Genomic DNA, 13,808 nt, shown 5'->3' with positions numbered 1-13,808 from the left:
CGGAAGCCGACGCCACGCCGGTCGATCAGCCCAGGTTGACCGACCGGCGTCCGCACCCCCCGTCCGCTCTCACGGGAGCACGATCACCTTCCCGACGATTCGGCCTTCAGCCGCTTCCGAATGCAACGCCGGAAGGTCGGCGAGAGGGATGCGACGGCTGACCTCCAACGTCAGCTCGCCGCTGTCGAGCAGCGCCACCAGCTCGGTGAGGTGGAGGCACTCGCCCGGGTCATGACGAAGGTCAGCGCCCATCTGCGGGCGAATCCCCCGCGGAGCGCCGCCCCCCGCAAGCGCACGACCTGACCCGCGGGCCGACCCGAGGAGCCGGCGGCTGACGCGAAAAGGCCCCGGAGCGCAACTGCGCTCCGGGGCCTCATGCCGCACTGTTACGGCTTGATGAAGACCTCGTCGGCGAGGACGCCGGGGGTGACGCGGATCAGGATCGTCTCGCCGTCCGGAACGAGGAACGCCTGAGAGCCCGTGACGCTGCCGTCCTTGTACATCTCATCTGAGGAGAAGCTATCGGTGAGAATCGCGAAGTTGTCATAGCCGTTGATGACATTTCCCGCCGAGGTGACCGCGTCGACCATGACCTCCACGGCATACGCGGATTCTTCGCCCTTGTACGTGATCGTGTAGTTCACGATCTCATAGTGGGACCCTGCCGGAGGGGCTTCGTTGAACTGGTTCGCCTCTGCAACGACAGCGTTGCCGTCCGGGTTCACGGAGTTGACGACGACAGTCCAGTTGCTGTTGCTGACCTCCGAGCCGAGCGCGAGCGGATTCTCCCTGCTTCCCTGCTCGCCTGCGGTCGGTTCTTCCGCTGCTTCTTCTTCAGCGCCGCCCTCCTCGGTCGGCTGCGTCACCGTCGTCTCCCCGCCGCTGAACGCCTCATCGACCGAGGCAGCGACGACTCCGAGGAACACGAGGACTCCGACGATCGTTCCGACGATCGAAAGGACGAGTCCGACGATGCCGAGCCACTTCTTGTCTCCCTTGAGGAAGAGCGAGACGATGCTCAACACGAAGGCAATGGGAAGAAGGATCCAGCCGACAATCAGTGCGCCGGGAATGCAGGCGAAGACGAAGCCGATCACGGCCACGATCGCCGACACGAGCGCGAGAACGTTGAGCTTCTTCGGAGACTCGGCGGGCGAGACAGGCGCGGCGGTGGTGACGGGAGCCGGAGCGCTTGCCTCATCGGCAAAATTCCCCCACTGCTGACCGTCCCACCAACGATTCCGACCCGAGCCGTCGTCGTACCAGCCCGCGGGAGTGTTGTTGGGTGTTGTCATGCGCTCATCCTGACAGAACGCTGTGAGCCGAAAGCGGCTGTTTGCGGGTTTGTTATGGAATGGCACGTATCCCCGCGCGCTCGGTGACATCCCGAGCGCGCGGGGCATAACTCGCGGCCTCTATACGCGCCGCCACACGGCGACGACACCTGCCCCCAGGAGGGACAACGCGGCCGCTCCCAGGAAGAGCCAGGCGAACCCACCCGTGAGAGCATCCGCCGGCGAGGCGCCAGCGAGATCCAGGGCCGACGTCCGGAGTCCAGCGATGGACCCGAGCACGGCAAGACCAACCGCACCTCCGATCTGCTGGCTGGTGTTGATGAGTCCGCCAGCGAGCCCCGCTTCCCCTCCGTGGACGCCATCGACCGCGAGCTGGGTGATGGCGACGAACGCGCCACCCAGGCCCACGCCGATCAGCAGGGTCGGCCCGAGCAGGTGAACGAGAAAGACCGCGTCGGACGGAGCGAACGCAAGCCACACGAGCCCGCTTCCCAGCCCCACGAGCGATGCCGCGAGCACGACACGGCCTCCTGCCCTCGCGATGAGGACCGGGACGACTCCGGCGACGATCACGAGCGCTGCGGCCAGAGGGAGCTGCGTGAGGCCAGTGGCGAGCGCGTCGTAGCCCAGCACTTCCTGCATGAACACGGAGAGGGCGAAGAAGAGCGCGACCATAGCGGCGCCTCCGAGAAGCATCACGACGTTGCCGAGGGCGAGATCCCGGTTGCGGAAGACCGTCAGCGGCAGGAGCGGCTCCGGCGTGCGGCGCTCGATGACAATGAAGGCCAGCGCGAGCACCAGGGCGGCGGCACACAGCACAACGGGCAGCGGGTGGAGGAAGCCAAGCTGCTCGACAGCGCTGAAGGCTCCGACGAGGGAAACGAGGGCCGCGGTCACCGTGAGAGCGCCGGGGACGTCGAGGCGTCCGGCGGCGCGGACGGTGTCGCGTGTGATGAGGAGCGGGACGACGATGAGCACGAGGGCGCCGACGGGCACGTTCACGAAGAACACCGACTGCCAGCCGAGGGTCGCAGTAAGGATGCCGCCGAGCAGCACACCGGCCGCCGACCCGATGCCGGCGACAGCTCCCCACACGCCCAGCGCCCGGGTGCGTTCGGTGTCGTCGGGGAAGAGATGCGTGAGGAGGGCGAGGGCGGCTGGAGCGAGCAGCGCCGCGCACGCTCCCTGGAGCGCGCGGGCCGTGAGGAGCATCGCGGGCAGGACTGAAAGGCCGGCGAGGGCGGAGGCCACCACGAACCCCAGGGCGCCGAGGAGGAACACGCGGCGGTGTCCGTACCGGTCGGCGAGGCGGCCCCCGAGGAGCAGGAGCCCGCCGAACGCGAGCACGTAGGCGGTGATGACCCAGGCGAGAGCCGCGGTATCCATGCCGAGCTGCCGCCCGAGAACGGGGAGGGCGATGTTGACGATGGACGCGTCAAGCACCACGAGGAACTGGGCGAGGGCGAGCACGCTGAGCGCGAGCCACCGACGGGTGCTTCGCGGCGCCGTAAGCGTGCGGGCGGGAGGGGCGACGAGTGTGGACATGTGCCTTCTCTTTCCTATCGAGGTTAGTGGAGAGTGATTACTCACTCACTCTTGCGGACATGCGAACGGGCATCGCACGCCCGCGGGGTCAATCGGGGTGACTGATGCCCTTTGTCAGGACGGGCACCCACTCCTCGGTTCGCCCGTCGAGCTGCGTGGTGACGATGAGGTGGCAGAGCTGCCCGTAGGCGATGAAGCGCTGCACGTCGTCGTCGCTGCCCCGGGAGCGCGACTGGACGTATGTCGTGATGCGCCCGAGCCCGGCACGAAGCGCCGCCCCGATCTCCGGGATGTCGGCGACTGACTGCGCGTGCACCTGGAGCATCAGAAGCGTGCGGTCGGAGATGAGGCGGGCGTAGGCGTCTCCCATGGCATCGAGGACAGATTCCGGCTTCTGGTCGGACGCCGCGTCGGCACCGTCTTCCAGGGCGACGAGGATCGCGTCGAAGCATGCCTCGAGCGCCGCGATGAACAGCGCTTCCTTACCGGCATACAGCTTGAACACATAGGCGGGGGAGATCTTCGCTTCGCGTGCGACGTCCGCCACCGTGGTGCCGTGGAAGCCTCCGCGGGCGAACTCCCTCAGCGCCGCAGCAGCCACGAGCGGACGCCGGGCGTCGGCCGTAGAGAGGATGGAGGTGCGCGAGGATGGCATGAGAGTGACTGTACACTCACTCACGCCGTGCGGGCAAGGTCAGTGTTCCCCGAACCGCTCCGCCGAGCTCACCTGCTGCGCGACCCGCCGCAACGCCAGCAACAGCGGCTCCACCAACACCGACCCCAACACCACGTACCGCACCGCGGCCTCGGCCGACTCCTCCGGCACCCCCGCGATCTCCGTCTCCGCGATCCGCCGCGCACTCGCGAGGTACTCCGCCATCACCGCCTCCGGCACCGTGAATCCGACGCGCTCCAGCCCCTGCAGCGCCCGCGCGACCGCATGCAGCACGGCCGGGTCACACATCCCCGGCTTCCACCCGAGTCGGGCGGCGAGCGCCTCAGCGCCGGCGAGGTCCAACGAGTCATCCGCCGGCGGAGTGATCGCGGCATGCGCGGTCCCCAGCAGCTCGTGCGGGTTCGCAAGCGGATCATCCAACGCCGCGACCACCCGTCGCGTCTCGGCGATGCTCACGCCGGCGTCGAGCAGCGCCCGGATGACGCGCAGCCGCTCCACGTGCTTCTCGCCATAGACGGCCTGCGTCGCGGAGGTGCGCTCCCCCTCGGGCAGCAGCCCCTCGCGCAGGTAGTACTTGATCGTCGGCACGGTCACGCCGGTCTGCGCTGACAGTTCGGAAATCCTCATGGCCACCCCTTGACTTCGATAGTAGTGCTATCCATTATGGATAGCACTACTATCCAATTGGGGAGTCGCCATGTCGAAAGTTGTCACGGGTCGCATGACCCACCGCCACGAGGGCGAGCTCGTCGTGTTCCACATCGGGATGCAGATCAACCGGTGGTGGCGCCCCGACTTGTGGCTGCCGGCATTCGTCGCCATGCCGCGCATGCTCCGCGAGCTCAGCATCGAGCCCGACTCCGGACTGCTCGGCTACCAGCTCCTCCTCGGATCGGGCGGACCCTACGTCGTGCAGTTCTGGTCGTCCGTCGACAAGCTCTACGCCTATGCCTCGAACCCGGACCAGCGGCATCGTCCGGCGTGGACCGCCTTCAACCGCGCCGCCCGCAAGGCTCCGGGAGCGGTCGGCGTGTGGCACGAGACGTTCCTCGTCGACACCGCCGAGAGCGTGTACGTCTCGACGAAGCGCATGGGCCTCGCAGCCGCGACGGAGCACGTGCCCGTACCGCGACGCCATGACCGCGCGCAGGCGCGGTTCACGGACGGAAAGACAGCAGCCCCGACGGCAGCGCCCGCGAACGAGCCCACGGCGTGAGGCGGGTCGCACTCAAGTTTCGGACGGTCGGCGAGGTGCGGACGGCATGCGCCCCCGGCCACGGCTCCGGCGACGCGCGATCACTCGCGCCACCCCGCGCACGAGCAGGAACGCGAGCACGAGGATCACGACCGCGACCGCTGCGGTGATGGCGAACCCGGTCCAGCTGAAGAGCGACGCTTCCATGCCTGGATCCTAGTGCTCCCCACAATGTGCGTGATCTCCTCAAATATATTGCAATAGTCCTCATACGAGAGTTATCTGTTCCCATCTCACTACGACCCTTGAGGGGGACCATATGCGTGTTTTCAGAAGGCCCATGTCTCTGGCGGCACTCGCGCTGGCTGCCGGGATTTCGCTGCTTGTCTCATCGCCGGGATCCGCCATTGCTGCGTCTTCGGCTGCCCACTTGGCCGAGGCCGACAGCTCATCAACATTGAGCAGCGCTCCCGGGGCCTCACCGATCCCACCCGACGACACGAAAAGATCAGGGCACACGAACGTCGTCACTCCCCGCTGCGTTGTCTGCGGGGCTCCCGTCAAGAAGGCCGTGAAGGTCAGCGGCCCTGTGCTGGTCCAGAAGAAGTTCGTCGAGTACCTCACGGGCGCATGGGCGCGTTCGACCGGCTACTCGTGGCGGGAGGACACCACCGTCACGTCGTCGATATCGTCCGGACTGGGCCTCAGTGCCGGCATGGCGTCGAGCAACCTCGGCGTCTCGTCGAGTGTCACGAAGAGCTACGGCGTCACCGTGAATATCACAGCGAACAGCAGCAGGTATTCCAAGCTCGGGCTCGCATCCAACTTCAATCGGTACGCAGTCAAGTCCACCTGGTTCCAGAACGGCAAGGTCCTCCCTGGCTCAACCTGGGCCTACGGCGACCTCTACTCCCCCACCAAGGATCAGTTCCTCGTCGTCTACTACCGCTGACGTGAAGCGCCTTCTGCGATGGGGGGCGGGGGCGCTCTCACTGAGCCTCGTCGCGATCCTGTCATCCTGCTCTCCGGAGGAAACGACACCTTCGACCGCCTCCTTCGCACGGACATCCGCGACGATCGTCCAGCCGACCGACGGGACCTATCCGATCAACCTGATCTTCGTGGCCGAGCCCGACGACGCGATCTGGACGGACCTCACCGGCATCGTGCTTTCGGACGAGTTGTCGATCCCACCGGGCGACTTCACCGTCATCCGTGGAGACGGCGCCAACGAGGTCACGCTCGGGAACGTCACCTTCACTGTCGACATTCCCGCCGCCGGGCTGTCGTTCCGTACGGTCGGCCTCGTCTTCGCGGACTCGTCAACGATCACTCAGGTGCCCGTCGGCAGTTGGTCACTGAGGGGCGAGCCGGCCGACAATTTCGCCTCCGAAGACGCCGGTGCGGACGTGGTCGGGATGCCGAGGTGCACAACGGCCGACTTCCCCGTTCCTGAGGAGGTGGCGTCGGTCCAGCGCTTCGACCCGGGCTCACCAGACGTCCACGCAGACGAGGTCTCATTGGACACCCGGTCGCACAGCGTCACAGCAGAACTCGTGTGCGAAGGAGACTTCGACTTTCGCGTCATGAGCCCGTCTATCGACTACACCGACGACAGTGGCAAGGCGCGCATCACTCGCCTCGCGCCCGTGTCGATCGGCTTTCAGGATGTCACCGATGCGGACCTGCAGCGCATCGCGAGTCGGTGATGCACTCGTCTTTCGCTCACACCGAGCCACACGAGAAGGGAGCCACGATGCTTCGCACCCAAAGGCCCAGGCCGAAACGCTGTGTCCAGGTCACCGCCACCCAGCCGTACGTCGTTCCGGGCTTGGTGTGGTGGGTCGACACGTACCGAGGAGGTCCCTGCAGATGAGGGATGTGCCGCGAACCTGGTGGGGAGTGATCACAGAGCGCGGGCGCGAACGGGCGCTGACAATCGCGATGGGCCTGCTGATCGCAGCAGCCACGGTGCTCTCAGTGCTCTATCCCCCTACAGGGCCGTGGTTGTTCGTGATCACGGCGCTGATCGGTGCCGCGTGGTACCTGCACATGATGAGGCGTTGGCTCACCCGTAGGGCGACGAAGGGCCGGAATCCCGATGGCACGTGACGAGCGATCGGAGCAGCCACTCATCGTCGAGCGTCCGACGTGGTTCGCAACGATCACACGCCCTCGAAGCCATCTCATCGCGACCTTGTGCGTATGGGGCTGGTTCCTCGCGGTGCTCGTGGGAGCGAACTCTGTGCCGCAGCTCGCTCCGGCGCTTGAAGCGACTGCGGCGACGGGCGCCGCCGTGTGGCACTTCTGGATGATGAAGCGATATGGCGACGCGCGCCGGAGTTCCGGGCACACATCGGATCGGTGTCCTCTGCGCTGGTGGTCGTCCGTCGTCTGGGTAAGTAGATGTAGAAAGACCTGGAGGAGAACACATGCGCTACGTACTTTTCATCTGCACCGACCCGACCGCTGAGCCCTACGTCGAGGCCGAGGACAACGCCGGGGAGTGGGTGGCGTCGCTGCAGGATAGCGGCTCCTACGTCTTGGGTGACCGTCTGCGGCCTGTCGAAGACGCCACGACCGTGCGCGTCCGAGCCGGCGAGCGGATCGTGGCCGACGGACCGTTCACCGAGAGCCGCGAATGGATCGCCGGGTTCGACGTGATCGATGCCGACGACCTCGACGCCGCGATCGAGATCGCCGCCGCACACCCGATGGCCCGGTTCGGCCTGGTAGAGGTGCGCCCCGTGTGGCCGCTCGGGTCGACGATGTGACCACCCCGGAGGAGCCGCCGGGCATGCTTCCGGATGCCATGGTCGCCGTGCGGCACGTGGCATCGATCGAGTACGGCCGCGTGGTCGCGAGCGTGATCGGCACGGTCCACGACTGGACCCTCGCGGAAGACGCCACGCAGGACGCTCTCGCCCGAGCGGTCGAGCGGTGGCCAGACGACGGGGTTCCGGCGAATCCCGCCGCCTGGGTCACGACCGTCGCACGCCGGCGCGCGATCGACCTCGTCCGGCACGCGGACGCCGAGCGCCGGGCGGTGGCCCGGCTGGAGCACGAGCCGCACGATGGCGTCGTCATCACACAGGAAGCCGACGACCGCGAGGACGCGTTCCCGCACGGGGACGAGCGGCTGAAGCTGATCTTCACCGCCTGCCACCCCGCGTTGACCTTGGAGGCACGCGCAGCGCTGACGCTCCGCACCGTCCTGAACGTGTCGATCGAACAGCTCGCCGGGATCTTCGCGGTCGCACCCGCGACGATGGAGAAGAGACTCGTGCGGGCGCGGGCCAAGATCGCGCACGCGAACATCCCGTACCGCGTTCCGGATGCCGCGCAGCTCGACAGCCGAAGCGCGAGCGTCTGCGAGGTCCTGTCCGCCCTGTTCACCATCGGCTACTCCGATCCGACACTCCAGCCCGACCCGGGCGCCGAGGCCATTCGACTCGCTCGGCTGTGCCGGCAGCTGCTCCCCGCGGACTCCCCAGCTCGACTCGAGTTCACGGGTCTTCTCGCCCTCCTTCTCCTTCAGCACTCCCGCCGCGCGGCACGCACCACGCCCGACGGCCTGTCCGTGCCGTTCGACGAACAGGATCGCGACCTGTGGGATGTCTCCGAGATCGAGGAGGGGCTGCGGCTTCTCGATGACGCCGTCGAAGAGGCGGCACGGGCGGGCATCCACGGCGGACGGCACCTCATCCGCGCCACCGTCGCGGCCGAGTACGTCCGCCCCGCCCCGGGGACGGAGATCGACCACACCCGCATCGCCGACATCTACGGGGTGCTGGAGCAGGTGGATGCATCGCCGTTCGTCCGCCTGAACCGTGCGGTCGCCGTCGCGAACGCGGGACGACCGGCCGAAGCCCTCGCGCTGGCGGAGGCGCTCGAGAGCTCGTTGGGAGGACATCACCTCTACTCAGCGGTTCGGGGAGATCTCCTGCAGCGCCTCAGGCGCGACGAGGAAGCGAGCTCCGCGTTTCGCGATGCCGCACGTGCTGCCCCGACGGAACGCGAGCGACGGTCTTACTCCCAGCACGCGGACGACATCGCCTCGGCATCGACGTGAACTGCAGGGGAGAACCCGGCCCACCCCCAAGAGGCGACCCCGGGGCAGCAGATTCTTGCCCTACCTGCCCACGGCGAACGTCTACCGCCTGAATGAATGCTTCGCGCCGTTCGCTCGCCGTTCCGCCCTCGGCGAGATGCGCGCAGCTCTGGGTCGAAACCGGTGCCGCCCACGTACGCGATCGCGCCGCTGCGCACGCCGACCCCGACATAGGGCCAAGATCCACTCAGCCTGGTCAGCGACGCCTTTCACCGTTGCGTTACCCCCGTGTCTCCGGCATCGCTTCCGACTCTCTGCGCACCCCGTTTTCTGTCACGGCCTGTCGGCCTAAAGGCGGACAGACATGGCCCCCTGTGCAGGGTAACGTCTTACACGTCGGCGGGATGATCAGCGAAGGAGCAATGATGAACATCGCCGAGAACAGGAGCAAGTCGGGAAGTGGCACAAGCATCCACAGGCTGACCCTCGTCGGGCTGCCAGGGCGTGCCGCTCTCCTTTCCGTCGCAGTCGCAGCCTTGTCCGTCGGTGCTGCATCTCCCGCAATGGCAGCTGACCCGATCGACGATCTCAGTACGCTGGAGGTCATCGAATCGGCCACGCCTGGGGCTGCGAACTCGGAGGTGCTCGCCGTACAAGAGAGCGCGAACACCGAGGACTACTTGGTGGACATCCCCGAGAGGGATACAGCCATCACGATTCCAGGAGATGCCTCGGCGGGCGTCGCGCTGGATCAGGGCGGCAACGTCGTGACCGTCGGGCTCCCCAACGCTTCGGAGGCTGCGCATGGCATTGCTGATGGGGACGGCCTCGTCCACTTCGACAACACCGATGGATCCACCACTGTCCCGCTGGTTCGCGAAGACGGGGTCGTCCAGATCACGACCATCATCGAAACCGCATCAGCCCCTACTATCTACGAGTATCCGATCACCGTTGCTGACGGCGGCCAGCTCGTCGATGCAGGAGACGGATACTTCGCCATTCTTGACGAGACCGGCCAGCCGGCAGCAATGATCGATCCGGCCTGGGAAAAGGATGCCAACGGTCGCGACGTGCCCACCCGATACGAGCAGCGGGGGAACACGCTGGTGCAGGTCGTGGGCCACAGGTCGGACTTCGCGTATCCGGTCGTTGCAGACCCTGCTGTCCGGGGAAACCTCATCACCGACGTGAAGCTCAGCTGGAGCCGCTACGGCACCACCGTTGGAGTCACCCCCCGCTCCGGCTGGGCGATCACGCCGTTCTCCAATTGGTGGGCGGAATACAAGCTCTGGGTGAGTGCGCAATACGAGGGCAACAAGTTCTACAACCAGCTTCGGTGCCACGTCGACATCGCCCCTTTCAAGTCGCCATGGAACCTCGACGCGTGGCGGCCTGACGTAAGGTACAGCGACGTCTTGGCCGCAGGCTGCAACCCGTAGGAGCGATTGTGAAGCAACGAACGAGACGAGCGATGGTCAGCATAGGATTCGTCGGTGCCGGCGTCATCATCCTCGCCATCGTCATGGCGATTGCTGAGGGCTACATCTCAGACGCGGAGCACACGACTGGCAACCTCGCACCTGCTGCTCTGACTGGCCTGCTTGGCGCATGCCTCATGCTCGTCGGCTTCGGAAGCATCCTCCTCCGAAAGGAGTGACCAAGGGTCTACAGCTCTGCTTGATCGGCCCCGCTACCCATCAGGGTGGCGGGGTCGTCCCATACCCGCACACCGCTCGTTGATTCCACGCATCCCGAGCGCAGCCGTGTAGTCCCGGACACGCCGGCATCACACACCGCCCGGGTCATGGCTTCCGTCGTGAATTGCGCACGGACACGGAGCGATCGGTGAGGTTGACTCCGATCGTAAACGCAAGGAGCCCGATCACGAGGTACACCGGAAGCGCATCTCCGGCCGGGCTGTCGAGGTTGCCCGACGAGCCGAACCACGCAAGGACCCCGAACCACACCAGAACGGGAACGATGGCGAGAAGAGTGCCGAGCTTCCTGCCGACCCGCCCCACCAACGCCCCCCCAGAGGAGAAGAGCTACGCCCACCGCGACGAAGAGCATGATGTCCACCTCTAGCAGTTCCTCACCCACGGCCACCACACACCCGCCGGCCCACCAACACCGACAACGTAGTGGATCGAGATGCATCGATTGCCCACCAGCTGCGACGCCCCGATCGCGGCGACTGTCGTACAAGAGACCTGGAGGAGCTTTGCGAACGGCACAGGAGACTTGCTCAACACTCCGGCACACGCTGCGTAGCCGCCGATCGCCGTGCGACTCTCCGCTTTGTTCAGGTGGACCTGGATGTACGGTCCGAAGAACTGCACCGTCGGATCCGCGACGACGGGGAAGCTCACTTCAGTGGCGTCAAGGCACGATCGTTCCTCTTCGCCGCTGTGGCAGCAAGGGTCCCCGCCAACATGCACACGAGAGCGAAGATCGGACCGACCCACGGGGCGTTCAGCCCGAGAGCGAACCCGGCCACGACCACGACCACCACTATGAGAAGACCGGAGGTGAGTCCCATCCATTGGTGAGTGCTCGACGACGGTCCGCCGAGCACGAGACCTGCGCTAACAGCCAGGGAAGCTGTCAACACGTACACCAGGATCTCGCCTTCGATACCTATCGTCATGGTCACCCTCCCCAAACCATCAGCACGTGATCCTCATGATGACGCCCGGAACCGGAGCGGCCGTCAGGAACAAGCAGGTCTTCGGGTTTGTCGCCCTGCGCGATGTTGACCTGTGGATCCGCGTCGATCCGTCGGCGAGTGTCTGCACAGCAACTGCATCACCGGAACTGTCGTCGGCAGTGAAGACGACGGTGCCATCCTCGGCCACCACGCCATCGCTGATGGGGATCTCGTCAGGTAGCTCGATGACCCGACTTTCGGTCTGGCTGCCTCCATCAATCGGCACACTCACAACGACGTTCTCTTCAGCCGAAAGTGGTACGGCCGCTGAAATCTCCCCTGCCGTCGTGCTCAACCGGCCGCTATCGACCAACCCCGGCTCGGACAGAGTCGTTGTCGGGGTCGCCGCCTCAATGGTGGCCGCAACAGACTCCGCGCCATCAACGTCGCTGTCGGATGCATGAGCCGGTGAGGCCATCATTGTCATGAGGGCAAGGGTGGCGGCTATCGCGACGACGAGTTCGCTTGTTCTGCGCACCATCTCTGTGGTCCATTCACTCGTAGCGGCCCGCCGATAGTTGGCCTCATCCGCCAAGCTTGGCCACATGAGCAATGAAAGCATACATATGAGGACGTTATTGATATTCTGCGTCCGCCTAAGCCTCCCGCCACATGGCCGCGAGCACCTCAGGACCCATCGAGCACCGGCCGCGGGCTAGTTACGCCGCGATCCCCCAGAGCAAACGCACCACCGTCTCCTCCACCCGCTCCGCACTCAACGGCTGTCCGATAAGAGCGGAGTACGAGGCGATCGCGATGAACTCGTCGGCGACCGCGGCCGCATCCACGTCCGCCCGTACGTCTCCGTCCGCGCGTCCGCGGGAGATCCGCTCCGCCACCCATTCCCGGATCGGCGTCGCCAGCCGCTCGTTCAAGACGAGCCCCAACTCCGGATCAGCTGCCGTCACCTCGATGAGCGCCCGCGCGAGCGAGACACCCTCGGGCCGAGCGAGCCCCGCGGACACCGCTGTGAACCATGCGCGCAGGTCCGCGCCGAGGTCGTCCGTCATGGGCACGACGACATCTGAACCAGGGACGGTCCCCTCAAGCAGCGCCTCTCCGAGGATCGCGGCCTTCGACGGCCACCACCGGTAGATCGTCTGCTTCGACACCTCCGCCGACTCGGCCAGGCCCTCGATCGTCACGGCCTCGTATCCGTCTGCGGCGAGCGCGCGACGCATCGCCTCCAGCACGGACTGGCGGGCCTTTTCACTACGAGGGCGGGGCACCTTTCGAGCGTACTCAGGCGTACACTGGAACATAAGTAGACGCACCGTTGCGAAACCCGAGCAAGGAGAAAGAGTATGGCCCTCACCGCACACTCCACCATCGGCGCCTGGATGAACGACCCCACGGGCGGCCCGCTCATCCGCGGCCTGTTCGAGCAGACGGGCGCCGACCCCGAACTCCTCACCCCCGTGCTCGGACTCCCCCTGCAGCAGCTCGTCGCCATGAGCCAGGGCCAGCTCCCGCAGTCGGTCGTCGACGACCTCGTGCGCGCCGCGAACAACGGCGAGCTCCCCGAGGACGACGCCTCCGAGGGCTGGACCGAGAAGGTCACCGCGGGCCGCTTCGCCGGCAAGACCGTCATCGTCACGGGCGCCGCCTCCGGCATCGGCAAGGCCACCGCCTCGCGCATCGCCCGGGAAGGCGGACGCGTGATCGCGAGCGACATCGCGGCCGAGAAGCTCGACGCTCTCAAGGCCGAGCTGCCGGACGCGGACATCGTCACGGTCGCAGGCGATCTCACCACGCAGGAGGCGATCGACGCCGTCGTCGCCGCCGCGGGCGACCGCATCGACGGGCTCGCGAATGTCGCCGGCATCAACGACGACTTCTCCCCCGCCGGCGAGACCCCGGATGCCGTGTGGGACCGCGTCATCGCGATCAACCTGACGGCTCCGTTCAAGCTCATGCGCGCGGTCCTCCCCGTCATGGAGAAGGCCGGTCGCGGCGCGATCCTCAACGTGTCGAGCGAGGCGGGCCTCCGCGGCAACGCCTCGGGCAACGCCTACACGGCCAGCAAGCACGGCATCATCGGCGTCACCAAGTCGGCCGCCTTCATGTACGGGCCGAAGGGCATCCGCGTGAACTCCGTCGCCCCGGGCGGCGTCGCCACCGGCATCCCGATGCCCCCGCACATGTCCGAGTACGGCTCCGGCCGCCTCGCCCCGTTCCAGCAGGCCATCCCGACCGTCGCGACCGCCGAGCACCTGGCCGCGTCGATCACCTTCCTGCTCTCGGATGACGCCGTGAACATCAACGGCGCCATCCTCGCCTCCGACGGAGGCTGGTCCGTGCAGTAACGCGACTGCAGGGAACCGACGCCCCCGCCG

General features: G+C 66.5%; 16 protein-coding genes. 8 read left to right on the top strand and 8 right to left on the bottom strand.

The genetic code is table 11. The annotated features are described in order from the left end of the window. Window positions 1–69 precede the first annotated feature (69 nt). The 5 genes from FY549_RS05505 to FY549_RS05485 form a co-directional block, all read right to left on the bottom strand. Complete coding sequence (locus FY549_RS05505; protein WP_200838817.1) at window positions 70–252, bottom strand: zinc-binding dehydrogenase; 183 nt, start codon at window positions 250–252, stop codon at window positions 70–72. Between the two features lie 134 nt (window positions 253–386). Next, window positions 387–1,403, bottom strand: coding sequence for a DUF2510 domain-containing protein (locus tag FY549_RS05500; RefSeq protein ID WP_149084180.1), 1,017 nt, complete (start codon window positions 1,401–1,403; stop codon window positions 387–389). 12 nt (window positions 1,404–1,415) lie between these two features. Further along, window positions 1,416–2,840: a DHA2 family efflux MFS transporter permease subunit gene (locus FY549_RS05495; protein WP_149084179.1), complete on the bottom strand. Its 1,425-nt coding sequence runs from the start codon at window positions 2,838–2,840 to the stop codon at window positions 1,416–1,418. 88 nt (window positions 2,841–2,928) lie between these two features. After that, window positions 2,929–3,495 (bottom strand): TetR/AcrR family transcriptional regulator, encoded by a 567-nt coding sequence (locus FY549_RS05490; RefSeq protein WP_149084178.1) that lies wholly within the window; start codon window positions 3,493–3,495, stop codon window positions 2,929–2,931. A gap of 39 nt (window positions 3,496–3,534) precedes the next feature. Then, complete coding sequence (locus FY549_RS05485; protein ID WP_149084177.1) at window positions 3,535–4,143, bottom strand: MerR family transcriptional regulator; 609 nt, start codon at window positions 4,141–4,143, stop codon at window positions 3,535–3,537. Window positions 4,144–4,213: 70 nt separating this feature from the next. Here FY549_RS05485 and FY549_RS05480 point away from each other — a divergent pair, with 70 nt between their 5' ends. Next, window positions 4,214–4,732 (top strand): monooxygenase family protein, encoded by a 519-nt coding sequence (locus tag FY549_RS05480; RefSeq protein ID WP_149084176.1) that lies wholly within the window; start codon window positions 4,214–4,216, stop codon window positions 4,730–4,732. A gap of 12 nt (window positions 4,733–4,744) precedes the next feature. Here FY549_RS05480 and FY549_RS16465 read toward each other — a convergent pair whose 3' ends face one another. Further along, complete coding sequence (locus FY549_RS16465) at window positions 4,745–4,918, bottom strand: hypothetical protein (protein ID WP_159463596.1); 174 nt, start codon at window positions 4,916–4,918, stop codon at window positions 4,745–4,747. Between the two features lie 364 nt (window positions 4,919–5,282). On the opposite strand from FY549_RS16465, the gene FY549_RS05475 reads away from it, so the two are divergent. The 6 genes from FY549_RS05475 to FY549_RS05450 all read left to right on the top strand — a co-directional run bounded on the left by FY549_RS05475 (window position 5,283) and on the right by FY549_RS05450 (window position 10,422). Beyond that, the gene (locus FY549_RS05475) at window positions 5,283–5,663 is read left to right on the top strand and encodes a hypothetical protein (RefSeq protein WP_149084175.1); all 381 of its coding nucleotides are present in this window, start codon (window positions 5,283–5,285) and stop codon (window positions 5,661–5,663) included. Window position 5,664: 1 nt separating this feature from the next. Beyond that, window positions 5,665–6,420 (top strand): hypothetical protein, encoded by a 756-nt coding sequence (locus tag FY549_RS05470; RefSeq protein WP_149084174.1) that lies wholly within the window; start codon window positions 5,665–5,667, stop codon window positions 6,418–6,420. Window positions 6,421–7,143: 723 nt separating this feature from the next. Further along, the gene (locus tag FY549_RS05465; RefSeq protein WP_017202934.1) at window positions 7,144–7,485 is read left to right on the top strand and encodes a YciI family protein; all 342 of its coding nucleotides are present in this window, start codon (window positions 7,144–7,146) and stop codon (window positions 7,483–7,485) included. Next, the gene (locus FY549_RS05460; protein ID WP_187614934.1) at window positions 7,461–8,783 is read left to right on the top strand and encodes an RNA polymerase sigma factor; all 1,323 of its coding nucleotides are present in this window, start codon (window positions 7,461–7,463) and stop codon (window positions 8,781–8,783) included. The genes FY549_RS05465 and FY549_RS05460 overlap by 25 nt, the downstream gene beginning before the upstream one ends. A gap of 404 nt (window positions 8,784–9,187) precedes the next feature. Next, a complete protein-coding gene (locus FY549_RS05455; RefSeq protein WP_187614933.1) occupies window positions 9,188–10,204 on the top strand; it encodes a DUF2599 domain-containing protein in 1,017 nt (338 codons plus the stop codon). A 32-nt stretch (window positions 10,205–10,236) separates the two neighbouring features. Beyond that, window positions 10,237–10,422 carry a hypothetical protein gene (locus FY549_RS05450; RefSeq protein WP_149084171.1) on the top strand — a complete coding sequence of 62 codons (186 nt, stop codon included), beginning with the start codon at window positions 10,237–10,239 and terminating at the stop codon, window positions 10,420–10,422. A 1,009-nt stretch (window positions 10,423–11,431) separates the two neighbouring features. On the opposite strand, the gene FY549_RS05445 is transcribed toward FY549_RS05450, so the two are convergent. Together FY549_RS05445 and FY549_RS05440 are read right to left on the bottom strand one after the other, a co-directional pair. Continuing rightward, entirely contained in the window at window positions 11,432–12,034 is a 603-nt protein-coding gene (locus FY549_RS05445; protein WP_187614932.1) for a hypothetical protein, read from the bottom strand. 97 nt (window positions 12,035–12,131) lie between these two features. Then, window positions 12,132–12,701, bottom strand: coding sequence for a TetR/AcrR family transcriptional regulator (locus tag FY549_RS05440; protein ID WP_200839047.1), 570 nt, complete (start codon window positions 12,699–12,701; stop codon window positions 12,132–12,134). A 75-nt stretch (window positions 12,702–12,776) separates the two neighbouring features. Between FY549_RS05440 and FY549_RS05435 the strand changes: the two genes are divergently transcribed. After that, window positions 12,777–13,778, top strand: a complete 1,002-nt coding sequence (locus FY549_RS05435) for an SDR family NAD(P)-dependent oxidoreductase (protein WP_149084169.1) — start codon at window positions 12,777–12,779, stop codon at window positions 13,776–13,778. Window positions 13,779–13,808 lie beyond the last annotated feature (30 nt).

The sequence above is a fragment of the Microbacterium sp. 1S1 genome (genome assembly GCF_008271365.1).
GTDB lineage: Bacteria > Actinomycetota > Actinomycetes > Actinomycetales > Microbacteriaceae > Microbacterium.
This window is presented reverse-complemented; position numbering and strand designations above follow the sequence as displayed.